The 22,720-nt window shown below is 52.2% G+C and carries 23 protein-coding genes and 1 pseudogene; 14 read left to right on the plus strand and 10 right to left on the minus strand.

Features of this window, described 5'->3' with window-relative positions; translation table 11 throughout:
• Window positions 1–8: 8 nt before the first annotated feature.
• The 8 genes and pseudogenes from IVG45_RS16630 to lpdA all read left to right on the plus strand — a co-directional run bounded on the left by IVG45_RS16630 (window position 9) and on the right by lpdA (window position 8,846).
• Window positions 9–1,604, plus strand: coding sequence for a protein adenylyltransferase SelO (locus IVG45_RS16630; RefSeq protein ID WP_196434913.1), 1,596 nt, complete (start codon window positions 9–11; stop codon window positions 1,602–1,604).
• Window positions 1,605–1,681: 77 nt separating this feature from the next.
• Window positions 1,682–4,354, plus strand: coding sequence for a pyruvate dehydrogenase (acetyl-transferring), homodimeric type (gene aceE / locus IVG45_RS16635; protein WP_196434914.1), 2,673 nt, complete (start codon window positions 1,682–1,684; stop codon window positions 4,352–4,354).
• 25 nt (window positions 4,355–4,379) lie between these two features.
• On the plus strand, window positions 4,380–5,645 hold the full coding sequence (locus IVG45_RS16640) for a 2-oxo acid dehydrogenase subunit E2 (RefSeq protein WP_196434915.1): 1,266 nt from the start codon (window positions 4,380–4,382) through the stop codon (window positions 5,643–5,645).
• A 49-nt stretch (window positions 5,646–5,694) separates the two neighbouring features.
• Window positions 5,695–6,182 (plus strand): annotated as a pseudogene (locus IVG45_RS16645) (REP-associated tyrosine transposase).
• Between the two features lie 98 nt (window positions 6,183–6,280).
• A complete protein-coding gene (locus tag IVG45_RS16650) occupies window positions 6,281–6,526 on the plus strand; it encodes a hypothetical protein (protein ID WP_196434916.1) in 246 nt (81 codons plus the stop codon).
• Window positions 6,527–6,628: 102 nt separating this feature from the next.
• Complete coding sequence (locus tag IVG45_RS16655; protein WP_196434917.1) at window positions 6,629–7,036, plus strand: nucleotidyltransferase substrate binding protein; 408 nt, start codon at window positions 6,629–6,631, stop codon at window positions 7,034–7,036.
• Window positions 7,026–7,352, plus strand: a complete 327-nt coding sequence (locus tag IVG45_RS16660) for a nucleotidyltransferase domain-containing protein (protein ID WP_196434918.1) — start codon at window positions 7,026–7,028, stop codon at window positions 7,350–7,352. Before IVG45_RS16655 ends, IVG45_RS16660 begins: the two co-directional genes overlap by 11 nt.
• A gap of 81 nt (window positions 7,353–7,433) precedes the next feature.
• Window positions 7,434–8,846 carry a dihydrolipoyl dehydrogenase gene (lpdA, locus tag IVG45_RS16665; protein WP_196434919.1) on the plus strand — a complete coding sequence of 471 codons (1,413 nt, stop codon included), beginning with the start codon at window positions 7,434–7,436 and terminating at the stop codon, window positions 8,844–8,846.
• A 146-nt stretch (window positions 8,847–8,992) separates the two neighbouring features.
• Here lpdA and IVG45_RS16670 read toward each other — a convergent pair whose 3' ends face one another.
• The 3 genes from IVG45_RS16670 to sodB form a co-directional block, all read right to left on the minus strand.
• A complete protein-coding gene (locus IVG45_RS16670; RefSeq protein WP_196434920.1) occupies window positions 8,993–9,235 on the minus strand; it encodes a J domain-containing protein in 243 nt (80 codons plus the stop codon).
• Between the two features lie 401 nt (window positions 9,236–9,636).
• On the minus strand, window positions 9,637–10,491 hold the full coding sequence (thyA, locus tag IVG45_RS16675) for a thymidylate synthase (protein ID WP_196434921.1): 855 nt from the start codon (window positions 10,489–10,491) through the stop codon (window positions 9,637–9,639).
• Window positions 10,492–10,751: 260 nt separating this feature from the next.
• Window positions 10,752–11,333, minus strand: coding sequence for a superoxide dismutase [Fe] (sodB, locus tag IVG45_RS16680; RefSeq protein ID WP_196434922.1), 582 nt, complete (start codon window positions 11,331–11,333; stop codon window positions 10,752–10,754).
• A gap of 123 nt (window positions 11,334–11,456) precedes the next feature.
• On the opposite strand from sodB, the gene IVG45_RS16685 reads away from it, so the two are divergent.
• The 6 genes from IVG45_RS16685 (at window position 11,457) to IVG45_RS16710 (ending at window position 16,945) form a co-directional block, all read left to right on the plus strand.
• Window positions 11,457–11,930 (plus strand): CYTH domain-containing protein, encoded by a 474-nt coding sequence (locus tag IVG45_RS16685; protein ID WP_196434923.1) that lies wholly within the window; start codon window positions 11,457–11,459, stop codon window positions 11,928–11,930.
• Between the two features lie 212 nt (window positions 11,931–12,142).
• On the plus strand, window positions 12,143–12,838 hold the full coding sequence (locus IVG45_RS16690; protein WP_230874622.1) for a tetratricopeptide repeat protein: 696 nt from the start codon (window positions 12,143–12,145) through the stop codon (window positions 12,836–12,838).
• Between the two features lie 191 nt (window positions 12,839–13,029).
• A complete protein-coding gene (locus IVG45_RS16695) occupies window positions 13,030–14,826 on the plus strand; it encodes a sensor domain-containing protein (RefSeq protein ID WP_230874623.1) in 1,797 nt (598 codons plus the stop codon).
• Window positions 14,827–15,236: 410 nt separating this feature from the next.
• The gene (locus IVG45_RS16700; RefSeq protein WP_196434926.1) at window positions 15,237–15,986 is read left to right on the plus strand and encodes a TIGR04255 family protein; all 750 of its coding nucleotides are present in this window, start codon (window positions 15,237–15,239) and stop codon (window positions 15,984–15,986) included.
• Complete coding sequence (locus IVG45_RS16705; protein WP_196434927.1) at window positions 15,979–16,323, plus strand: hypothetical protein; 345 nt, start codon at window positions 15,979–15,981, stop codon at window positions 16,321–16,323. Before IVG45_RS16700 ends, IVG45_RS16705 begins: the two co-directional genes overlap by 8 nt.
• 7 nt (window positions 16,324–16,330) lie before the next feature.
• Window positions 16,331–16,945 (plus strand): hypothetical protein, encoded by a 615-nt coding sequence (locus tag IVG45_RS16710; RefSeq protein WP_196434928.1) that lies wholly within the window; start codon window positions 16,331–16,333, stop codon window positions 16,943–16,945.
• Window positions 16,946–17,144: 199 nt separating this feature from the next.
• Here IVG45_RS16710 and IVG45_RS16715 read toward each other — a convergent pair whose 3' ends face one another.
• The 7 genes from IVG45_RS16715 to IVG45_RS16745 all read right to left on the minus strand — a co-directional run bounded on the left by IVG45_RS16715 (window position 17,145) and on the right by IVG45_RS16745 (window position 22,716).
• Complete coding sequence (locus tag IVG45_RS16715) at window positions 17,145–18,629, minus strand: cobyric acid synthase (protein WP_196434929.1); 1,485 nt, start codon at window positions 18,627–18,629, stop codon at window positions 17,145–17,147.
• Complete coding sequence (gene bluB / locus IVG45_RS16720; protein ID WP_196434930.1) at window positions 18,626–19,270, minus strand: 5,6-dimethylbenzimidazole synthase; 645 nt, start codon at window positions 19,268–19,270, stop codon at window positions 18,626–18,628. Before bluB ends, IVG45_RS16715 begins: the two co-directional genes overlap by 4 nt.
• Window positions 19,267–19,989: an adenosylcobinamide-GDP ribazoletransferase gene (locus IVG45_RS16725; protein ID WP_196434931.1), complete on the minus strand. Its 723-nt coding sequence runs from the start codon at window positions 19,987–19,989 to the stop codon at window positions 19,267–19,269. The genes bluB and IVG45_RS16725 overlap by 4 nt, the downstream gene beginning before the upstream one ends.
• 102 nt (window positions 19,990–20,091) lie before the next feature.
• Complete coding sequence (locus IVG45_RS16730) at window positions 20,092–20,505, minus strand: TM2 domain-containing protein (RefSeq protein WP_196434932.1); 414 nt, start codon at window positions 20,503–20,505, stop codon at window positions 20,092–20,094.
• A gap of 5 nt (window positions 20,506–20,510) precedes the next feature.
• The gene (gene cobT / locus IVG45_RS16735; protein WP_196434933.1) at window positions 20,511–21,551 is read right to left on the minus strand and encodes a nicotinate-nucleotide--dimethylbenzimidazole phosphoribosyltransferase; all 1,041 of its coding nucleotides are present in this window, start codon (window positions 21,549–21,551) and stop codon (window positions 20,511–20,513) included.
• Between the two features lie 210 nt (window positions 21,552–21,761).
• Window positions 21,762–22,283 (minus strand): bifunctional adenosylcobinamide kinase/adenosylcobinamide-phosphate guanylyltransferase, encoded by a 522-nt coding sequence (gene cobU / locus IVG45_RS16740; protein ID WP_196434934.1) that lies wholly within the window; start codon window positions 22,281–22,283, stop codon window positions 21,762–21,764.
• Window positions 22,276–22,716 carry a universal stress protein gene (locus tag IVG45_RS16745; RefSeq protein ID WP_196434935.1) on the minus strand — a complete coding sequence of 147 codons (441 nt, stop codon included), beginning with the start codon at window positions 22,714–22,716 and terminating at the stop codon, window positions 22,276–22,278. Before IVG45_RS16745 ends, cobU begins: the two co-directional genes overlap by 8 nt.
• Window positions 22,717–22,720: the final 4 nt, after the last annotated feature.

Below are 22,720 nucleotides of genomic sequence, written 5' to 3' on the forward strand. Positions count from 1 at the left end.
AAAAAACCATGCCGACTCAATCTAACATCAGTAATCTCGATACGCTCCAGTTTGATAATCGCTTCGTCCGTGAATTGCCGGGCGATCCGGAACCGGACAATTACCGTCGCCAGGTTTACCAGGCCTGTTACTCGCTGGTGCGGCCAAAAACCGTCAAACAGCCGCGCTTGTTGGCTTATTCGGCGGAAATGGCCCAACAACTGGGTATATCCTCTGAAGCCTGCGAATCGGAAGATTTTTGCCAGGTGTTTGCCGGCAATCGTCTGGCCGAGGGCATGCAAGCCTATGCCAGTTGTTACGGTGGTCATCAATTCGGACATTGGGCCGGGCAACTCGGAGATGGTCGGGCCATCAATCTGGGTGAAGTCGTTGATCATCGGAATCAGCACTGGACCCTGCAACTGAAAGGGGCCGGACCGACACCCTATTCGCGCAGCGCCGACGGCTTGGCCGTATTGCGTTCGTCGATACGCGAATTCCTATGCAGCGAAGCCATGCATCATCTGGGCGTGCCAACTACCCGCGCCTTGAGCGTAATCCTGACCGGCGAACAGGTAGTTCGCGATATGTTTTACGACGGCAATCCGCAACTGGAACCTGGCGCCGTGGTGTGCAGGGTGGCGCCATCGTTTACTCGTTTCGGCAACTTCCAGCTCTTTACCGCTCGTGACGATTTGGACAGTTTGAAAACACTGGTCGAATTCACGATACGCGCCGATTTTCCGCATTTGGGCGAACCTTCCAAGGCCGTCTACTTGCAATGGTTCGAGGAAGTCTGCCGCTTGACCGCTCAAATGATAGCTCACTGGCAACGGGTGGGTTTTGTGCATGGGGTGATGAATACCGATAACATGTCGATACTAGGTCTGACCATCGACTACGGTCCCTATGGCTGGCTGGAAAATTACGACCCGAACTGGACTCCCAATACCACTGATGCCCAAGGCCGCCGTTACCGCTTCGGCAATCAGCCCAAGATTGCCTATTGGAATCTGGTGCAACTGGCCAATGCGCTTTATCCCCTGATTCAAAAAGCCGAGCCTTTGCAACAAGCCTTGAATGTCTATACCTCGACCTTCGAACAAACCTGGCGGAGCATGATGGCCGACAAATTGGGATTGCTGGCCTTCGACCCGGTCAACGACGAAGCCTTGGTGGCCGACTTGGCTTCATTGTTGCAGGCTTCGGAAACCGATATGACACTGTTTTATCGCGGCTTGGCCGATATTGCCATGGACTCGATCGAAGCGGATTTTTACAGCTTGCTGGAAGGCACCAGTTATGGATCGGTAAATTCGGAAACTCAACAGCTGGCCGGATTGTGGTTCAAGAGCTATAAAGCTCGTCTCCAACGCGACAATAGGCCGCAACCCGAGCGGATTCAAGCCATGAATGCGGCCAATCCGCTCTATGTTTTACGCAACTATCTGGCGCAGCAAGCCATCGATTTAGCCGAGCAGGAAGACTACAGCATGGTGCGGGAATTGTTGGAGGTTTTACGCCATCCTTACACCCAGCAAGCCGGCAAGGAACGCTTTGCCGAAAAGCGACCGGACTGGGCCAAGCAGCGGGCGGGTTGCTCGATGTTATCCTGTAGTTCTTGAACAACAAAAAAACATGCTGAAAACGGTCATTTCGGGTATCCTTTTCGGGCTAAGCCAACGATTTTCTAGGTTCCGTAATGAACAACAATACCGATATTGCCGCCAAACACGATATTGATCCCGCAGAAACCCAGGAGTGGATGGAGGCGTTGCAAGCGGTGATCGAAAAGGAAGGCAGCGACCGCGCCAGTTACCTGATCGAAACCCTGCTCAGCACCGCCAGACAAGCCGGTCTGGATATTCCCTTCTCCGCCAACACGCCCTATATCAATACCATTCCGGTTGATCAACAACCCAAGTTTCCCGGCAATACCGACATCGAGCGCACCATACGGTCCTACGTGCGCTGGAACGCGATGATGATGGTGCTGCGCGCCAACAAGCACACCAATGTCGGCGGACATATCGCCAGTTTCGCATCGGCGATCACGCTGTACGACGTTGGCCAAAATCATTTCTGGAATGCTGCCTCCGACAAACATGGCGGCGACTTGATTTTCTCCCAAGGCCACTCGGCCCCCGGAACCTATGCCCACGCCTTTTTGCTGGGCCGTTTGACTGACGAACAAATGGACAATTTCCGCCAGGAAGTCGGCGGCAACGGTTTGTCGTCTTACCCGCATCCTTGGCTGATGCCTGAATTCTGGCAATTCCCCACCGTGTCCATGGGCTTGGGTCCCATCATGGCGATTTACCAAGCCCGCTTCATGCGCTATATGCAAGGGAGAGGCATGGCCAATACCGAAGGCCGCAAGGTTTGGGCTTTCCTCGGTGACGGCGAGACCGACGAGCCGGAAACCCTGGGCGCGATCGGTATGGCCGGCCGGGAAAAACTGGACAACCTGATTTTCGTCGTCAACTGTAATCTGCAGCGATTGGACGGTCCGGTGCGCGGTAACGGCAAGATCATCCAAGAATTGGAAAGCAATTTTCGCGGAGCCAACTGGAACGTGATCAAGGTGATCTGGGGCCGGCGCTGGGACGCCATCCTGGCTCGCGACAAAGATGGTCTGGTGGTTAAGCGCATGATGGAATGCGTGGACGGCGATTATCAAACCTTCAAATCCAAGGACGGCGCCTATGTTCGCGAACATTTCTTCAACACGCCCGAATTGAAGGAACTGGTCAAGGATTACACCGACCGCGACATCTGGGAATTGAATCGCGGCGGGCATGATCCGATCAAGGTCTTCACCGCCTTCAACGCCGCCGTCAATACCAGCGGCCAGCCGACCGTGATCCTGGCCAAGACCATCAAAGGTTACGGCATGGGCGACTCCGGCCAGGCGCAAAACACCAGCCATCAACAGAAGAAGATGAGCCTGGAATCGATCAAGGCTATCCGCGACCGCTACCAACTGCCGATCAGCGACGAAGAGCTGCCCAACCTGCCGTACATCCGCTTCGCGGAAGATTCCGAAGAATTGAAATACTTGCGCCAACGCCGCGTCGATCTCGGCGGCTATTTGCCGGCGCGGCGCCCGAAATCCTATCCGCTGGAAATTCCGGCGTTGTCGGCCTTCAAGGCCCTGCTGGACGGCACCGGCGAAGGCCACGAAATTTCCACCACCATGGCTTTTGTCCGCATCCTGAACATTCTGGTCAAGGACAAGCAAATCGGCAAACGCGTGGTACCGATCGTACCAGACGAGTCTCGTACCTTCGGCATGGAAGGCATGTTCCGCCAGTTGGGCATCTGGTCGCAAGTCGGCCAACTCTACACCCCGCAAGATGCCGAACAGTTGATGTTCTACAAGGAAGACAAACACGGCCAAGTCTTGCAGGAAGGCATCAACGAAGCCGGCGGCCTGTGTGACTGGATCGCGGCCGGTACTTCGTACTCGACCCACGGCGTGCCGATGATTCCGTTCTTCATCTACTACTCGATGTTCGGCTTCCAACGCGTCGCCGACCTGATCTGGGCCGCCGCCGACCAGCGTACCCGCGGTTTCCTGCTGGGAGGCACAGCCGGCCGTACCACCTTGAACGGTGAAGGCTTGCAGCACGAAGATGGCCATAGTCATTTGATGTCGGCTACCGTGCCGAATTGCTATTCCTACGATCCGACCTTCGCCTGCGAGTTGGCGGTGATCATTCAGGATGGCTTGCGCCGGATGTATGTCGAGCAGGAAGACATTTTCTATTACATCACCTTGATGAATGAAAACTACGATCAGCCGGCGATGCCGGAAGGTGTCGAAAACGACATCCTGAAAGGCATGTATTTGTTCAAGAAAGGCCCGCACAGCAAGAAGCCGCGCGTGCAATTGCTGGGCTCCGGCACCATTTTCATCGAAGTGATCTTTGCGGCTCAACTGCTGCATGAGGATTGGGGCGTGGATGCGGATTTGTGGAGCTGTCCGAGCTTTACCGAACTGGGTCGCGACGGTCAGGCCTGTGAACGCTGGAATCGCTTGCATCCGACCGAAAATCCGCGCATCACGCATATCGAACGCTGCTTGGAGGGCACCAACGGCCCGGTGATCGCCGCTACTGATTATATGCGCGTCTTCGCCGAGCAAATTCGGCCTTGGGTCAATCGTCCTTACACGGTGCTGGGCACCGACGGTTTTGGCCGCTCCGATACCCGCGCCAATCTGCGCGGTTTCTTCGAGGTGGACCGGTACCACGTCGCCGTCGCCGCGCTGCATGCTTTGGCGCGGGCCGGTGAATTCGACGCCGCCAAGGTCGAGGTGGCGATTGCTAAATACAACATCAACCCCGACGCCACCGCGCCTTGGTTGATCTAACGGCTGATTTAACGGAAAGCAACACATGAGTTCTTTAATCGAAGTAAAAGTCCCCGACGTCGGTAATGTTCCCGAAATCGACATCGTCGAAGTGTTGATCAAGCCCGGCGATGTTGTGACGCTGGAACAAACCCTGGCGGTGATGGAAACCGACAAGGCGACCATGGACCTGCCGTCCAGCGCCGCCGGTATCATCAAAACGGTGCATATCAAGCCGGGCGATAAAGTGGCCGAAGGCAGTTTGATTGCGACCGTTGAAGTCGGCGAAGCTGCCGCGACACCGTCCGAAGCGGCGCCTGCCCCGGCTCCAGTAGTTGAAGCGCCGAAAGTCGAACCGGCCAAACCGGCTACGGTACCTGCCGCACCGGTTGCGGTCAGTGGCGAAGGTTTCAAGGCGCATGCCACGCCTAGCGTCAGATTATTTGCCCGCGAACTTGGCGTCGATTTGAGCAAAATTCAAACCGGTAGCGGCCGCAAGGGACGGATTTTGCAAGACGACGTGAAAAACTTCGTCAAAAAGATAATGACCTCGGGCCCCACTGCAACCGGCGGTGCCGGCATCCCGGCCATCCCGGCGGTCGATTTCACCCAATTCGGTGAAATCGAGGAAAAACCCTTAAGTAAAATCAAACGCCTGACCGGCCAAAATTTAACCCGGGTCTGGCTGAATCTGCCGCTGGTCACCTATCACGATGAAGTCGCCATCGACGAGATGGAAGAATTCCGTAAAACCACGAACGCCGGGCAAGGCAAGGACGGTATCAAACTGACTGGCCTGGTCTTCATCATGAAGGCGCTGGTCGCAGCGATGCAGAAATACCCATCTTTTAATAGTTCCTTGTCTCCGGAAGGCGATAAGCTGATCTACAAGAAATATTTCCATCTCGGCATCGCCGTCGATACCCCGAACGGCTTGGTGGTACCGGTGATTCGCGACGTCGATAAAAAAGGCATTTTCCAGCTGTCTGTCGAATTGGGCGAGAAAAGCGAATTAGCCCGAACCGGCAAACTGATGCCGGCCGACATGCAGGGTGGCTGCATGACCATCTCCAGCCTGGGCGGCATCGGCGGCACGGCCTTCACTCCCATCGTCAACGCGCCGGAAGTGGCGATCCTGGGTGTCACCCGTTCCAGGGTGCAGCCGGTCTGGAACGGCTCCGCGTTCGAACCCAAACTGATGCTGCCGCTGGACATCACCTACGACCACCGCGTCATCGACGGCGCCGAAGGTGCGCGTTTCATGGAAGCGTTGAAAGCCAATCTGGGCGATATTCGACGCTTGTTATTGTAATGTAGTAATGTAGGGTGGATAAGCGCCAGCGCATCCACCTGCCATCAAAATGAGCGATTACCGGCGCATATTCATTCCGGGCGGATGTTATTTCTTCACCGTAGTGACCTATCAACGCCGCCCGGTTTTCGCGCTGCCGGAGAATATCGAGTTATTGCGCGGCGCGTTCAAACGGGTGATGGCCCAAAAGCCTTTCCAGATCGACGCCATCGTAATCCTGCCCGATCATTGCCATTGTATTGGCGATTACCCAAAGACGACCAGGATTTTTCTGGACGTTGGAGCGAAATCAAGAAATACGTTTCCAAACGCATCGGCGCGGACGGCAAGCGCCCCGGCGAAAAGGGTATTTGGCAACGCCGTTTTTGGGACCACCTCATTCGCGACGAAAACGATTGGCGGCGGCACATGGATTATATTCATTACAATCCAGTCAAACACAGGTTGGCGCCATCGCCCATCGAAAGGCGGTCGAGGCCGGGTGGTACGACGTTACCTGGGGCGGGAACGGTCAACCGGATTCGGTTCGTGATATGAATTTAGAATAAAGGCGGTAGCAGCTGGTAGATGCGCTCGCGCTTATCCACCCTACTTATTTGCTCATGTTGATTGTTCAAATTTATGCGGAAAATACTATGGCCACCAAGCATGATTTAGCTGATTGGGTTCATGATGCGCTGAAGGATTCAGGCGGTAGTGCTCGTCTGGTGGATGTTGCTAAGAAAATATGGAATAACCATGAAATTGAACTCAAGGCATCTGGCGATTTGTTTTTTACTTGGCAATATGACATGAGATGGGCTGCCAATTTGCTCAGGCGCTCAGGAATTATGAAAGCTAGCGAGGATTCTCCAAACGGAGTTTGGGAGTTGAAAAAATAGCGCTAGTTGCGTAGTGTGGATAAGCGTAGCTCATCCACCAACAACCCGAAATAGCCCACGACGCGCCGATTAACATAACCGGACGAATTGAATTACCAACCTATGCAACAAGACACCCGCTGGCAACAACGATTTTCAAACTATCAAAAAGCCCTGGAACAACTGCGCAAGTTCATCGAACACGGCGAATTGAACGAGCTGGAAGAGCAAGGCTTGATTCAAGCTTTCGAATACACTCACGAACTGGCCTGGAATGTGTTGCGCGATTATTTGTTGTTCAAAGGCCATCAGGCCATTCATGGCTCGCGTGACGCTACTCGAGAAGCCTTCAAGCTGGAATTGATAACCGACGGCGAATGCTGGATGGACATGATCCGCGATCGCAATCGTACCGTCCACACCTATAACCAGGAAACCGCGCAATCGATTGCCAGCAACATCCGCGAACGCTTTTTTGCCCAATTCGAACAATTAGCGCAAACCATGGCGGGCTTGATCGATGCCGAATGAGGCCTTGGTCGAGCATTGCGGACTCAGCATCAAAACCATCGTCGCCTTGCAAAAGGTATTCGCCAAGCATCCGGAAATCACGCAGGCGTTGTTATACGGCTCGCGCGCCAAGGCTAATTACCGAAATGGCTCGGACATCGATTTGACCCTGCTCGGCGATAAGCTGGACTATCACTTGTTAAGTCGTATCGAAACCGAGATCGACGATTTACTGCTACCTTACACTGTCGACTTGTCGCTATTTGCGCAAATCGACAATCCGGATTTAATCGATCACATTCGCCGGGTCGGATTAATTTTCTATCCAGCGACATAACCGGTAAAATCGTCGTTAAGCTCCGCGCCCGGTCGAATTAGGGTGCGTGCAAACGATTTTACTATTCAGGAGTTTCATTTCATGAGCAATTCAACTCACGCCGAAGTATTGGTTTTGGGCGGCGGCCCCGGCGGTTATACCGCGGCGTTCCGCGCCGCCGATCTGGGCAAGCAGGTGGTGCTGGTCGAACGCTACCCGGTGTTGGGCGGCGTCTGTTTGAACGTCGGCTGCATCCCGTCCAAAGCCTTGCTGCATGTCGCCCAAATCATCCACGAAGCCGAGGCGATGGCCGAACACGGTGTCAGTTTCGGTAAGCCTAGCGTCGATCTGGACAAAATACGCGGTTGGAAACAAAGCGTCAGCCAAAGTCTGAATCAAGGCTTGGCAAAATTGGCTAAGCAACGCAAAGTCACCGTGATCAACGGTGTAGGCAAATTTGCCTCGGCCAACAGTTTGACGGTGGAAAACGAGTCCGGCAGGCAAACCGTGACCTTCGACAACGCCATTATCGCCGCCGGCTCGCAACCGACAAAAATCCCCGGTTTCCCGCATGACGACCCGCGCGTTTGGGATTCGACCGATGCCTTGGAAGTGAAATCGGTGCCGGAAAAGCTGCTGATTGTCGGCGGCGGCATCATCGGCCTGGAAATGGCGACGGTTTATCACGCGCTGGGTTCGAAAATCAGCGTTGTCGAGTTGATGGACCAAATCATCCCCGGCTGCGACAAGGATTTGGTCACCCCGCTGCAACGCAAAATCAAAAAGCAATACGACAATTTGTGGCTGAAGACCAGTGTCAAGGCCATGGAAGCCACCGATGCCGGCATCAAGGTCGCGATGGAAGGTAAGGACGCACCGGAATCGGAAGTGTTCGACGCGGTATTGGTCGCGGTCGGCCGTCGGCCGAACGGTAAGCTGATCGATGCCGATAAGGCCGGTGTCAACGTCGACGAGCGTGGTTTCATTTCGGTCGACAAGCAAGGCCGCACCAACATCAGCCATATCTTCGCGATCGGCGACATCGTCGGTAATCCGATGCTGGCCCACAAAGCCACCCACGAAGGCAAAATCGCCGCCGAAGTTATCGCTGGCCACAAAGCCGGTTTCGACGCATTGACCATTCCGGCCGTGGCCTACACCGATCCGGAAGTGGCTTGGATGGGCTTGACCGAAACCCAGGCCCAACAAGAGGGAGTGGAATTTAACAAAGCCGTGTTCCCATGGGCGGCCAGCGGCCGCTCGCTGGCCTTGGGCCGCAACGAAGGCATCACCAAGATACTGACCGACAAAACCAGCGGCCGTATACTCGGCGCCGGATTCACCGGTCCCGGTGCCGGTGAACTGGTCGCCGAGGCCGTATTGGCATTGGAAATGGGCGCAGATGCCACCGACATCAGCCTGAGCATCCACCCGCATCCAACCCTGTCGGAAACGTTCGCGTTCGCGGCGGAGATGATAGAGGGCACGATTACGGATTTGTACGTGAAGAAATAAAACTTGGTTCGGTAGCCAAACCCAGCCGCAAAACACCGCGCATCCTTATTGGTGGCTATTGCCTTCGTGGCGGAAATAATCGAAAGTGGTTTGTGCCTGGGCAATAGGGCGGTAATAGTGGCAATGTATTTAGCCTTACCAGGCGATTAGTTTGATTGTTCCATTTGTTTGGCAAGCCAGTTGTCATATTGGGCTCGCGTATTAGGATCGATTAGCACGTCGAAGGCTTCACGCAGGTCTTCGGCAATTTTTACGGCTTCATACTCTCGACCTTCAAAATTGTCGGGGTGATTTAATTGCATTAAAGCCCTGCAGGCAGCCTGAATCACAATGGCGGGCGCATCGCGTGTCACTTTAAGCGTATCGTAATAGGTCGTAACGTGTAGCATCAGCAAGCTCCCGAGAAACAAAGGCCTTTAATTGGATTTTTGATCCGTGATTTTGACAATCCAAAATCAAACATAAACTCCAAGAGCAAGGTTGATGCCATTTTTGATACACGCAATTTGCCTACGTTCCAGCGGCAATCGCCACGCTATTGGCATTTGAAAAATATCGGCCTAGTCAGATTTGTCAGCTCGTGACTGACAAATCTGTCAGCAACATCTATGGGGCGACCGTAGGTATTTATAGTTTCAGGGTAGTTACTCGCACATAAATAATCCGGCAAAATGCCGACCTAGAATTCCAAGTGAAGTTCTTCGGGAAGTCTTTGAAAATATGGCGCCGGTTTAAAATACCTGGTTAATGTTGTTGTATGGCCGCTTCCCTTAACTCAAACAACCTCTCCTTAAACTGAAATCGGGGCCTTGATTGCTGGATGGGCTTGATAATCGACGATTTCAAAGTCTTCATAGCGATATTCGAATATCGACGCCGGTTTGCGATTGATTTGGAGACGCGGTAGAGCAAATGGCTGCCGGCTTAACTGCAGTTTGGCTTGTTCCAGATGATTCAGATATAGGTGCACATCGCCGCCGGTCCAGACCAGATCACCAACCTCTAGGCCGCTTTGTTGGGCCAGCATGTGCGTTAGCAAGGCATAGCTGGCGATATTGAACGGCAAGCCCAAAAAGGTATCGCAGCTGCGTTGATAGAGCAGGCAGGACAGTTTGCCGGCTTGTCCGGGGTTGGCTGGAGGCGTCACATAAAACTGAAACAGGGCATGGCAGGCGGCCAAGGCCATTTTGCCGTGGGCGACGTTGGCTTGGGGCGATTGGGTTTCGTCCGGCAAGTCGGCCACGTTCCAGGCCGAAACCAGCATGCGCCGGCTGTTGGGGGTATGCTTGAGTTGTTCGGTAATCTGTGCAATCTGGTCTATATAAGCGCCGTTACCGGCAGGCCAGCGACGCCATTGCGCCCCGTACACCGGGCCTAAATCGCCGTTTTCGTCGGCCCATTCGTCCCAGATCGTGACGCCGTTTTCGCGCAGATAGGCGATGTTGGTATCGCCTTTCAGAAACCACAGTAATTCGTGAATGATGGATTTTAAATGGACTTTTTTGGTGGTCACCAGAGGAAAACCCTCGGCCAGGTCGAAACGCATCTGGTGGCCGAAGATAGACAGGGTGCCGCTGCCGGTGCGGTCGCCCTTGCGGTTGCCCTGGTTGAGTAAGGTGCTCAATAAGTCGAGGTAGGTTTGCATGAATGGGTCCGCGGATAATAATCGACTGATTTTAACGCGCCAGGTCACAGATTGGTATTACCAGGACGCCTTGGCTAGTGCCATGCCGAAACGACGGAACTCCGTGGCGCGGAGGATAAGGCGGGAGCATCGAAACCGCGCGAGTAGGATGTCGGTCTGCGTTGGCCATTATGGCGGGATCGAAAAAAAGGCCGGCATGATGCAAACCATGCCGGCCTTTTCTCAATCCCTCGCTTGAGCGCGGGAATACTTAGGGTTTATTACGCGTCGTAATTGGCGCTGGCGAATTCCCAGTTGACTAATGCCCAGAACGCTTCCAGGTATTTAGGACGCAGATTGCGGAAATCGATGTAATACGCGTGTTCCCAAACGTCGCAAGTCAGGATCGGTGTTTGACCGGCTGTCAACGGGCAGCCTGCGTTGCTGGTGCTGACCAGTTCCAGTGTGCCGTTCGGATTTTTAACCAGCCATGCCCAGCCTGAACCGAAAGTGGTGACTGCGGTTTTGGTGAATTCTTCCTTGAATTTTTCGAAAGAGCCGAAAGTTCTTTCGATGGCGTTAGCCAAGCCGCCAGTCGGTTCGCCGCCGCCATTGGGAGACAGACAGTTCCAGTAAAAACTGTGGTTCCAAACTTGAGCCGCATTATTGAAAATGCCGCCGGAGGATTTTTTGACGATGTCTTCCAATGACAGGCCTTCAAATTCTGTACCGGGAACCAGATTGTTCAGGTTGGTGACGTAAGTTTGATGGTGTTTGCCGTAGTGGTATTCGATGGTTTCGGCGGAAATGTGCGGAGCCAGTGCGTCTTTTGCGTAAGGTAATGCAGGTAATTCGAAAGTCATCTTGATTCTCCAGAGTGAATGAACAACAACAGTATAGCGCGTAGGCTTAGCCCCTTGTGCTAATAACCCAGTATTATAATAAAGAATTATTGCAAATCACTATCCTTTTGGGGAGATAACCGCATGGCATTAGAAGTTGAGCATAAATTTCTGCTGGCAAATGACAGCTGGCGTAACGAAATTGAGCATTCCGTACACTATAAACAAGGCTACTTGAGCAGCAGTCCGCTCAGTTCGGTTCGTGTCAGGATTTCGGACAGCAACGCCTGGCTGAATATCAAAAGTGCCACTATCGGTAGCCATAGGCAGGAATATGAATACGAAATTCCACCGGCCGACGCTAATGAAATCTTGGACGAACTCTGTCATAAGCCCTTGATCGAAAAAATGCGCCATTTCGTCCATCGCGGGCATCATGTCTGGGAAATAGACGAATTCATGGGGGAAAATGTCGGCTTGATCGTCGCCGAAATCGAGTTATCGGAAATAGGCGAATCTTTTACGCAACCGGAGTGGCTGGGCGCAGAAGTAACCGACGATTTGCGCTATTACAACAACAATCTTTGCAAGCATCCGTTTAAGGATTGGGATAAGTAGCGAGGCAGGGTGATCGATTCGCGGGGATTTAATGCTGGTTGTTGCAAAATGTAAACAATATATTTCAAAATAGTGTGCTTGCGACAATAAAGTGGGGTTATAGCACGCCTAAGTCAACAAATCAGTAGGGCAATATAGGAATTGTAGGCTCAATAAAACAATAATTTAGCGGGCATATTGAAATATATCGGGCAATGCTCTATATTTTCTGTATGAACAAAGCCACTATTGTTGTTTTTTTGTTACTTTTTAGCTTGCCGTTACGGGCCTCGGAGTTGAGCACCTCGATTGCCGACCTGGAAAGCGCGTGGGCGGCTGTTTATTACCAGCTCGACGAGGGTCGGCAAAAACAAACCTACCCGGTATTACTGGAACAAGCCGCCGAACTCGGCAAGCGCTTTCCCGACGCGGCGGAGCCGAAAATTTGGCAGGCTACCATCATGGCCACTAATGCCGCGTTCGAGTCGTCATTGACAGCTCTGTCGACCCTGGAGAAGGCAAAAATCCTGCTGGAAGAATCCATCATGCTCAATCCCAAGGCTCTGGACGGTGCTGCTTATGTCACGCTTGGCACGCTGTATTACATGTTGCCGAGTTGGCCGGTTTCGTTCGGCGATGATGAAACGGCCGAGCGGCTATTGAAAACCAGCCTCGACATCAATCCCAATGGTATCGATGCCAATTATTTCTATGCCGATTTTTTGCTGCGTCAAGATAGGCCGGCTGAAGCCGAAATCTACTTCCAAAAAGCCACGCAGGCTCCGGTGCGCACAAGCCAGTCTTTTGCCGATTTACAGTTACAAAACGAAGCCAAAATAGCACTGACCAATACCCAGCAAAGAAGAGCCAATATCGGGAAACATAAATTCCAAGCCATGTTTGCCACGGCTGCATTGAGTCATAAGTGAAGGCCATTCGGCGCTTTATGCATCAGCGATAGGATCGTCATAAAAACATAACTAACGCTTAAACCATTATCTGTAAAATGCCTTTCGAAGGAATCTTCGTTTTAGACGGGATATTCGGCTGGGCATCTATGATTAAACCCCTTCTCTTATTACTGACAACGTTTGTTAATTTCGCCCGGGCCGATAGCCGAGTGCTGAAATCCGAAGGTATCGGCACGCAAGCGCTTGCCCAGTATGCCGGTGTAAGCTTGTTGGTTTTATTATTGTTTGGCTATTGGGTTTATCGATTATGCCGGGAAATCAAGGCCAGGCGTGTCAGCGAATCCGAATTGGCGATGCTGTACAGCAATATGTCGTTGGGATTTGCCTTGCATCAGGCCATTCGTGACCAGCAAGGTAAAATCGTCGATTCCCGTTACTTGGAAATCAATCCGGCTTTCGAGAAAATCACCGGAATTTCCCGTCAACAATGCATAGGCACGCGATCCAGCCGGATAGCGTTGAATAGTTTGAACCATTGCGCCAAGCATTTTACCGATGTCGAAACCGGTAAAAAGCCGCTGCATGTTGAAATTCATTGTCAAACCACGGGACGCTGGTTCGACAACGATAGCTACCAAGCCGGCCCTAATCATTTCGTGGTATTGCTGCACGATATTAGCGAGCGTAAGCGGGACGAACTGGCGCTGAAAGCCAGCGAGGAAAAACTGCGCTTGAGCCAATATTACGGCGGCATCGGCATCTGGGAATACGACATGCTCAACAACCGGCGGATTTGGTCGGAGATCGTCGCCAACGGTTTTGGCTTCCCAAAAACCGAAAATCCGAAATGGGCGCATTTTCTGGCAACGGTTTGCAAGGAAGACCGGCCCCTAGTAATCGATGCCTTACGCCAACACCTGAGGCGTGGCCGCAAGTATGATGTCGAATACCGTATCAACGTCAGCGGAAAAAAATGCTGGATGCGCTCGGTCGGCCAGGTGGAGCGCGATCAAAATGGCAAGCCGTTGCGCATGCTGGGTATCGTGCACGACATCAGCGAGCGCAAACGGGCAGAGGAAAAGTTGAAGCTGTCCGCCCGAGTGTTTTCCGATGCCCACGAAGGCATCATGATTACCGATGCCGATGTGCGTATTATCGATGTCAATGCGGCTTTTACCGAACTTACCGGTTACGGCCACGACGATGTGATGGGTAAAAACCCAAATCTGCTGAAATCCGGCCGACAAGATGCCGGTTTTTACGCGGCGATGTGGGGGACATTGAGTCGCGACGGCCATTGGCGGGGAGAAATTTGGAACCGGCATAAAGACGGTAATATTTACCCCCAACTGCTGACGATCTCGGCCATGCGCAATGGAGGCGGCGAGGTGATCAACTATATCGGCCTGTTTTCAGACATCAGCGAAAGCAAGCAACATCAGCAGACCCTGGAACGTTTGGCGCATTTCGACCCGCTGACCGGTCTGCCCAACCGCTCCCTGTTCGCGGATCGGTTTAGCCAAGCCATTGCCCACAGCAAACGCGCGGGCTCGCTATTGGCGGTCTGTTATCTGGATCTGGATAACTTCAAACCGGTCAACGATAGTTTTGGCCATGAAACCGGCGATGAATTATTGATCGAGGTATCGCTACGCATCAAATCCAATCTGCGCGAATACGATACGGTTTGCCGACTGGGCGGCGATGAATTTGCATTGTTGCTGCAAGACCTGCAATCGCAGCAACAATGCGAGGAAACCCTGCGGCGCATACACGATGCACTGGCCGATCCGTTTATCTTGAGCAGCCACCCGGTTTGGATAGGTGCCAGCAGCGGTGTAACGGTTTATCCGCTCGATTCGGCGGAACCCGATATCCTGTTACGGCATGCCGATCAGGCCATGTACCAAGCCAAACATGCCGGACGCAACTGTTATCGGATTTATCAGGATTTAATCGTTGCTGGTATTTTGAGTCCGGATCATCAGCCGCCAAGCGTTGAATAACCGAATCGCTTCCAGGTTGCGTATTTCGCCCAAAAACAGCCACCCATTCCGATAGGATTATCGCCAGTTGAGAATGAGAGCTTTGTAAAGTAGCGAATTGGCGCAATTGATCCGTTGCGGTCTATCGCTCCATCTGTTTTAATGGCTGCACTTTGATCTTTACCGGTCGTTGTTAGTTCGTGACGATGATATACGGATAGACAAAAAACATAAGCAGATTTAATCGGTATTGTATCGAAGTAAATTTAGCGGTATATGTACGATTAAATATCTAATTCCTTGTTGTATTGCTTGTATGCCTGCAGACACGGTTCGTGTTTATCTGTGAAGGTAGCGTCGTGGTATAAGAACAATCGAATAAGCTATCCATTACCGTTTAAATTCAGAAAACACATGCACTTAGCGTAAATATGGCTAACAAACTTCCAAAGCGACTTTGCAAAGAACCACTATTGGACGCCTTATTTGAGTGTCGTTTTATTACTCATTTTCCCGTGTCGAGTATATTGCCTGGAATTCTGTTTTCGGAATTTGAAGGAGAAAAGCAATTAGAACGACTTCCTCAGTCCGAAATACCAGAAGCGGTAAGAAACAGCGATCCAAATTTAAAATATGTTCCACTCGTCCGTATGCGATTGGATAATTATAGTTTTTTAATTGGCGATCGCAGTCTAGCTGTTTCTTGCAACTTGCCATATAAAGGATGGAATGATTTTAAGCCAACAATTATTAAAGTGATTGGCGTTTTAAAGAAAAGTGGATTAATTAACAAGGTTATACGATATTCGACTAAATATGTTGATCTTATAGAATCTGATGACTTCGCTGATCAAGTTAGCTTAGCTAATTTATCATTGAGAATTGGTAGCCATAACTTAACTAAAGAGTCTTATCAGGTGCGAATGGAAATTGCCGTTGAAGGGTTCATAAATATCCTCCAGATTATTTCTGGAGCGAAAGTGCTTATGCCAGACAACTCTGAACATCACGGCGTTGTGATTGATATTGATACTATAAAGGATACTGGCGGCATTTCCATTGAACAGCTTGAGGTAAACTTAGATAACGCTCTTGAACATATTCACCGGATAAACAAAGAGACATTTTTCGATTGCATTACTGAACAGACTATTGCGCGATTGGAGCCAGAATATGAATAAATACTATACTGCACAGACATCACGAACATTTGGCACGGTTGTGATAGCAGGAATATTGGCTGGCACCTTCTTGCCTTCCGATCGCAATATTGAACCATCCTCAAGTACATTAAACTCCACGGATAGTAATAATTATGCCTTTGTTCTGCTTGGAACATCTCCAACGCATGAACCAAACAAGAATATTTTGACCAGACAATACGCCGCATTAGAGGAAACAATATTTGAGGTTGCTATTACTGGATTTTATGAGGAGCTTTCTTCAAATCAAGAAGCTCTAGGACATGAATTTGAACGGGTTTTATTTGATAACTTATGGGACTTGTATCAAAGCTAACTTGTTTATGGGCATTACTTTAGAGAACATTAACGATCACATTCCGTATTATTTGACTCAGGAAGCCAAGAATGGCCTTGTTAAAGCACTTAAAGATTTTCCTGAGAAAATTAATTATTACACGACAAAATGTCAAGATGAATTATTGCAGGGCGATGGCTGGAACAGCCTTGATATAATTAACCTAGAAAGCGGTGATCGAAAATCAATAAGAGGAATTATCGTTAGCAACAGTTGCGATATTAGCCCCGAAAATCCGAGAGAGATTCCGGCGCGTATGATATTTGCTCCCATCATTCCTCTTTCTCTATATGAAGATTTGCTTGCTAGGAACGGAATGGATATAGAGAAAGTTTCTACGAAAGTTAATTCAATTAAACTACAAAGAGTGACTTCTTTGTTCTATCTTCCCAAGGGAGGATGTTTGGAATCAGATCATATTGCTGTGCTAGATGACGTGCACACATTGCCCGTACAGCTTTTCTGCAAAAAAACGGATAGAAAAAAACAATTTACCCTTAGCCAAGCTGGCTTTTACTTATTTCTGTTTAAGCTGTCTATACATTTCTGCAGATTTCATGAAAAAGTATTTCGTGATTATGATCAGCAACAGGCATCCTAGAACACCCTCAGGGTTGATGAGGGATTATGTAACCTTAAGCGGTCATTCGAAAATATAGGTCACTCCCAGAAATTGGTCGACCCCCAGCATTCAATATTTTGCTGGGTCTGTAGTGGAATCAATTGCTTGGTTTGAGTCGGAATGGGTGTGGTTTTGCGATCGGAATCCGTGGTGGATTTCAACGGAATACGTTACCAGGTTAAGAGATGGCGCGAGCCGAGTCATAAAACCCGGCCAAGGCCGCGTCCAGCGCGGCAAAATTACAATGCTCGGCCCAGGTGTCGGCAATCCTATCGATGCCGGCTTCGCGCAGGGCATTAAAGTTCACGGACTGCCGTTGCCGATAACCGGCCCAGTTTAACAAGGCGTCACAGGCTTCCGGTAAATCGAACAGCCCGTGCAGATAAGTGCCCGCCACTTGATCGTCCAGGGATATGGCGCCGTCATGCTCGCCGGCCAATTTGAACAATGGCTGATTCAGCGCCGGTCCGATACTACGGCCCAAATGAATTTCATAGCCCGCGACCGGTGTTGCATGGTCGGCAAATTCACCTGTTACCTGCCGCAGACATTTAGCGCTTTGTAGCGTGGTTTCCATATCCAACAGACCCAAACCAGCGGCGCTGCCGGCGGCGCCTTCCAACCCGTGCGGATCGTGTATCGCCCGGCCCAGCATCTGAAAACCGCCGCAAATACCCAGCACCTTGCCGCCGTAACGCAAATGCCGTTGAATAAAGGCCTCCCAACCTTGATCCTTGAGGCGCGCCAGATCGCTACGCACCGACTTGCTACCCGGCAGAATGACCAAATCGGCGCCATCGGCCTGCTCCGGATTGTTGGCGAAATGCACCTTCACGCCGGCATGCAATTGCAAGGGGTCGAAATCGGTATGATTGCTGAAACTGGGCAGATGCGGCACGACGATATTGAACAGTTTTTCGCCATGATTGATGGCGTGGCGGCTGGACAGGGCGTCCTCGGCTTCTAGATACAAGTCGTGCAAATACGGTAATACCGCCAATACCGGTTTGCCGGTTTCGGCTTCCAGCCAGTCTAGGCCGGACTGTAACAAAGCCATATCACCGCGAAAACGGTTGATCACAAAACCGATCACCCGTTGGCGCTCGGACGGCGACAGCAGCGCCAGCGTGCCGACGATGTGGGCAAATACGCCGCCCCGGTCGATGTCGGCGATCAAGATCACCGGACAATCGACCGCTTCGGCAAAGCCCATGTTGGCAATGTCGCCGGCGCGCAGATTGATTTCGGCCGGACTGCCGGCGCCTTCCACGATTATGGTTTGGTAACTTTGGGTCAGGCGTTGCCAGGAAGCCAACACCGCCTGTTTGGCGACTTTTTTGTAATCATGGTATTGAGTGGCCGATTGATTGCGTAAGACCTGGCCGTGGATGATGACTTGGGCGCTGGTATCGGTATTGGGTTTCAACAGTACCGGATTCATGTCGCTATGGGCAGGCAGTCCGCAGGCCGCCGCCTGCACCGCCTGGGCTCGGCCGATTTCGCCGCCATCGGTGGTGACCGCGCTGTTCAAAGCCATGTTTTGCGGTTTGAACGGCGCTACCTTGATGTTTTGCCGCCGATAATAGCGGCACAAGGCCGTCACCAGCGTGCTTTTGCCGGCATCGGAGGTGGTGCCTTGCACCATCAGCGCTTTTGGAATCATTCGCCCCAACCGTTTTCCCAAATCATGGCCGAAAGCGGCCGCGGGCTTGCCCAGTTTTCTAGTTCCAGCATCGGTTTGGGATAAAATTCGGCGACATGCCCCAGGCAAAGGATCGCAATCGGCCGGCTGCCCGTCGGCATGTTTAATAATTCGGCCAGCGCATCGGGATCGAACAACGATACCCAGCCCATGCCCAGCCCTTCGGCCCGCGCGGCCAGCCATAGATTTTGGATTGCGCAGGCCGCCGAAGCCAGATCCATTTCCGGCAAGGTACGCCGGCCAAAAACGTGTTTTTCGCGCTGATCGGGCAAGGCTACTACCAGCAGTTCGCCGCAATCGAGTATGCCTTCCACTTTTAATTGCATGAATTCGTCATGGCGTTGATCGAGCGCAATCGCAGTCCGATGGCGCTCTCGTTCCACCAAGGCATGTATTCGGGTTCGTAATTCAGGAACTGTAATACGGATAAAGCGCCAGGGCTGCATCAGGCCCACGCTGCCGGCTTGATGGGCCGCGCCCAGCAGGCGGGCCAATATCTCGGGTTCGACCGGATCGTGTAGAAAATGCCGCATGTCGCGGCGCTCGGCAATCGCGCGGTAAACTCCGGCCCTTTCCTGATCGTTGAAGCGGTGTGGATTCACAACAAGACCACCGCCAGCAATACCGCGGTTTCCACCAGTTCCACCGCAGCCCCATAGACATCGCCGGTGACGCCGCCCAAGCGGGTTATCGCCGCATAGCGTATCCATAGCAACAGAAACCCGGCCAGCAATACATTGAACCATCCCATGATCATGCCGGCGAACGCCAGCGAAATCAGCAGTACCCAACGCGCATCGCTGAACGGCAAATGTTGCAGAATTTTTTCCGCCAACCCCCGAGGACTGACATAGGGAGTTGACAGCATCAACACCAATATTGCGCTTCGGCCCAATAACGGCGCCAGCATCAAGCAGATCAGATTATTTTGCTGGATCAACACCAGCACGGCGGCCCATTTCAACAGCAGCACCAACAATAAAGCCAGTACGGCAATCGGACCCGCCGCCGGGTCTTTCATGATCTGTAGACTGCGCTGCCGGTTGCCAAGCCCCCCTACCCAGGCATCGGCACAGTCGGCCAGTCCATCCAGATGCAAGCCGCCGGTTAGCCCTACCCATGCGCTCAATACCACGGCGGCGGCCAGCATATCCGGGCTGCCCGACAGCAAAAGCGCCAGAATACTCAGCAACACTCCGATCACAAATCCGACTAGCGGGTAATACAATACCGAGCGGCCCAAGGCGTCGTCATCCGCAATAAACGGGTAACTAACCGGAATCCGCGTCAAAAATTGCAGTGCTATCAGGAAAGAATCCATGGGTGGGCTGATTGAGTGAAATAGTGTGTCTAAAAAGACCAGGCAAAAGGGTTGGACTCAAAACAGCATAGCAAACCTTTTGCCTTTCGCCATTGGCTTAATTTATTTCAAATGTCGGCCTTTGGCATCCTTGTTGATATGTCCGGTAAAAATCAATACTCCTTCGATGAAACCCCAGACCACCCCAAATCCGCCGGTTAAATAAGTTACGATGACTTGAGTGATGCCCAGGCCCCAAAATCCCAGGTACATCCGGTGCAAGCCGATCGCGCCGAACACGATACCCAATAGCGCCGCCACTATATGGCTTTTCGCCGGCTTAGTATCCACTAAATAGGCGCCGACCGGCCCGATCTCGGTCACTTCGCCGTGTTCGTGGTCGAAATCGACATCGTCACCCTCTTTCGGTGGCTCTTGGGAAGTCCATTGATCAACATGAAATTCGTAAAATTTGTCTTCGAACTTAACGATTCCGGTCTGGCAGCGTTCGTCGTAACTTTCTATATGTCCAAGCATGGTTTTTATCCTGTTGTTATATTTGCTTGTGTAAAAGTGGCCATTTCATTATGCAGGCGGCAAGCCATTTGTAAAATCGGCACCGCCATCAACGCGCCGCTGGCCTCGCCCAGGCGCATGCGTAAATTTAAAATCGGCTCGGCAGCCAACGCGTCCAACACTATTTTATGGCCTTTTTCCTCGGAACGGTGACCATAAAAAAACCAATCCCGGCAAGCCGGGTTGATTCTACTTGCCGTCAGCGCAGCCACGCTGCTAATAAAACCGTCGACCATTACCGGCAAGCCGTGCTGAGCAGCGCGGATGTAAGCGGCGACCAGAGCCGCGATTTCGAATCCACCTAAAGTCCGCAATATTGCCAGCGGCGAGTCCAAATGCTTTTGATGCCTGTGCAAGGCCTGCTCGATCACGGCGGCCTTATGGGCGATTTGTGCGTCATTCAAGCCGGTGCCGGCTCCGGTGATATGGCAGGCCGGAATGGCCAGCAAGGCCGCCGACATCGCGCTGGCGCTGGCGGTATTGGCTATGCCCATTTCACCGCCGACAAACAAGTCGGCTTTAGCCTCGATGGCTCGGGTGACGGCCGATTGCCCCGCTACCAGCGCCAGCTCTAATTGCAACGCTGTCATCGCCGGCTCGATTTTGAAGTTCCCGGTGCCGCATCCGGCGCGGTGGTTGACCACGTTCGGTAGGTCGACCGGTTGCAGCAAACCGACATCGATCACCTCGAAGCGGGCGTTCAGATGTTTTGCCAGCACATTGACCGCCGCGCCGCCGGCGGCAAAATTTTTCACCATTTCCGATGTCACCGCTTGTGGAAAAGCTGACACGCCTTCGGCGGCGATGCCGTGATCGGCGGCGAAGACGCTGACGTGGACGTGTTGCAGATTTGGATCGTCCCGGCCCTGCATCGCGGCGAGTCTGACGGCAAGCTGTTCCAGCATGCCTAGTGAACCAGGGGGCTTGGTCAATTGGGCTTGCCTGTCCAGCGCTCGCTGGTAAAACGCCGTGTCGGGCGCGGCGATCTGGTCTAAAAGAGGTTTCATCTTGGATTTAGCGAGTGTATAGGAAAAGTTGGCTTAATCGACCGCCGGACATGGGAAATAAATAAGGATGCCGTCAAAAATAAGTTCCCTATATTCGAATGCCCTGTAGGGGAGAATTCATTCGCCCCAGGGAACCTTATTGTCGGCAATAGCTTCGGATATCGAAGCCATTTGATCGGGAACGGCTTGGGTTAGTGATGTAAGCCGACATCATTTTAGTTTTTGCGGCAAACCGGCGCTCACCAACACCACGCTGTCGCAGATTTGGGCCAAGGCTTGATGCAAAAAACCGGCTTCATCGACGAAACGGCGAGTCAGCGGATCGGCGGCGACCACCCCCATGCCTACTTCGTTGCTGACCATGATTACGCGGCCGTCGCAATGGTTCAACGCATCCAGCAAGGCCGTGCGCTGGGTTTGAAATAGCGCTTCTTGCGGATTGCCATTTTTGTCGAACATTACGTTACTGAGCCACAGCGTCAGGCAGTCGATCAATAAACAACAGTTGGGACTGGCATGCTGTTGTATTGCGTTTGCCAGTTGGACCGGTTCTTCCAAGGTTTGCCATTCCGCGGGCCGCCGATGGCGGTGATGCTCGATGCGTTGCCGCATTTCGGCATCGCCGGCTTCGGCCGTGGCCAGATAGATAACCGGTAGATTGGAGGCGACGGCCTGCTGTTCGGCATAACGGCTTTTGCCGGAACGGGCACCGCCCAGTATCAATTCAATCATCTTTTAGGCGTACCGCCAGCACGTCGCATTTGGCGTGATGCAGCACGCCATTGGCGGTGGAGCCCAATAACAAGGCCAAGCCGTGCCGGCCGTGAGAACCGACCACGATCAAATCTACGCCGTTTTCCTCCGCGACCCGCACGATTTCCAGTTTGGCGCTACCCATTTCCAGCCATTGCCGTTGTTCGGGCACTCCCATATCATCGCCCAATTTAGCCAGGCGTTGCTTGGAGGCGTCCAGCCACTCCTGGGTCAGGTCGACGTCAAATGGAATGGGGCCGTATGCCGCATCGGTAATCGGCAAATTTTCCACTACATGCACCAGGCTCAAATTTGCCTGATTTTGCTCGGCCAATTGCTTGGCTTTTACCGAAACCTCTTGGCCGTGTTCGGAAAAATCGACGGCCAATAAAATATGTTTATAGTTGTTCATAGCA

This window comes from Methylomonas sp. LL1, assembly GCF_015711015.1.
Lineage (GTDB): Bacteria > Pseudomonadota > Gammaproteobacteria > Methylococcales > Methylomonadaceae > Methylomonas.

Coding starts and splice junctions, on each gene's coding strand:
- IVG45_RS16630 (WP_196434913.1), top strand. CDS start 9: ATGCCGACTCAATCTAACATCAGTAATCTCGATACGCTCCAGTTTGAT.
- aceE (WP_196434914.1), top strand. CDS start 1,682: ATGAACAACAATACCGATATTGCCGCCAAACACGATATTGATCCCGCA.
- IVG45_RS16640 (WP_196434915.1), top strand. CDS start 4,380: ATGAGTTCTTTAATCGAAGTAAAAGTCCCCGACGTCGGTAATGTTCCC.
- IVG45_RS16650 (WP_196434916.1), top strand. CDS start 6,281: ATGGCCACCAAGCATGATTTAGCTGATTGGGTTCATGATGCGCTGAAG.
- IVG45_RS16655 (WP_196434917.1), top strand. CDS start 6,629: ATGCAACAAGACACCCGCTGGCAACAACGATTTTCAAACTATCAAAAA.
- IVG45_RS16660 (WP_196434918.1), top strand. CDS start 7,026: ATGCCGAATGAGGCCTTGGTCGAGCATTGCGGACTCAGCATCAAAACC.
- lpdA (WP_196434919.1), top strand. CDS start 7,434: ATGAGCAATTCAACTCACGCCGAAGTATTGGTTTTGGGCGGCGGCCCC.
- IVG45_RS16670 (WP_196434920.1), bottom strand. CDS start 9,235: ATGCTACACGTTACGACCTATTACGATACGCTTAAAGTGACACGCGAT.
- thyA (WP_196434921.1), bottom strand. CDS start 10,491: ATGCAAACCTACCTCGACTTATTGAGCACCTTACTCAACCAGGGCAAC.
- sodB (WP_196434922.1), bottom strand. CDS start 11,333: ATGACTTTCGAATTACCTGCATTACCTTACGCAAAAGACGCACTGGCT.
- IVG45_RS16685 (WP_196434923.1), top strand. CDS start 11,457: ATGGCATTAGAAGTTGAGCATAAATTTCTGCTGGCAAATGACAGCTGG.
- IVG45_RS16690 (WP_230874622.1), top strand. CDS start 12,143: ATGAACAAAGCCACTATTGTTGTTTTTTTGTTACTTTTTAGCTTGCCG.
- IVG45_RS16700 (WP_196434926.1), top strand. CDS start 15,237: ATGGCTAACAAACTTCCAAAGCGACTTTGCAAAGAACCACTATTGGAC.
- IVG45_RS16705 (WP_196434927.1), top strand. CDS start 15,979: ATGAATAAATACTATACTGCACAGACATCACGAACATTTGGCACGGTT.
- IVG45_RS16710 (WP_196434928.1), top strand. CDS start 16,331: ATGGGCATTACTTTAGAGAACATTAACGATCACATTCCGTATTATTTG.
- IVG45_RS16715 (WP_196434929.1), bottom strand. CDS start 18,629: ATGATTCCAAAAGCGCTGATGGTGCAAGGCACCACCTCCGATGCCGGC.
- IVG45_RS16725 (WP_196434931.1), bottom strand. CDS start 19,989: ATGGATTCTTTCCTGATAGCACTGCAATTTTTGACGCGGATTCCGGTT.
- IVG45_RS16730 (WP_196434932.1), bottom strand. CDS start 20,505: ATGCTTGGACATATAGAAAGTTACGACGAACGCTGCCAGACCGGAATC.
- cobT (WP_196434933.1), bottom strand. CDS start 21,551: ATGAAACCTCTTTTAGACCAGATCGCCGCGCCCGACACGGCGTTTTAC.
- cobU (WP_196434934.1), bottom strand. CDS start 22,283: ATGATTGAATTGATACTGGGCGGTGCCCGTTCCGGCAAAAGCCGTTAT.
- IVG45_RS16745 (WP_196434935.1), bottom strand. CDS start 22,716: ATGAACAACTATAAACATATTTTATTGGCCGTCGATTTTTCCGAACAC.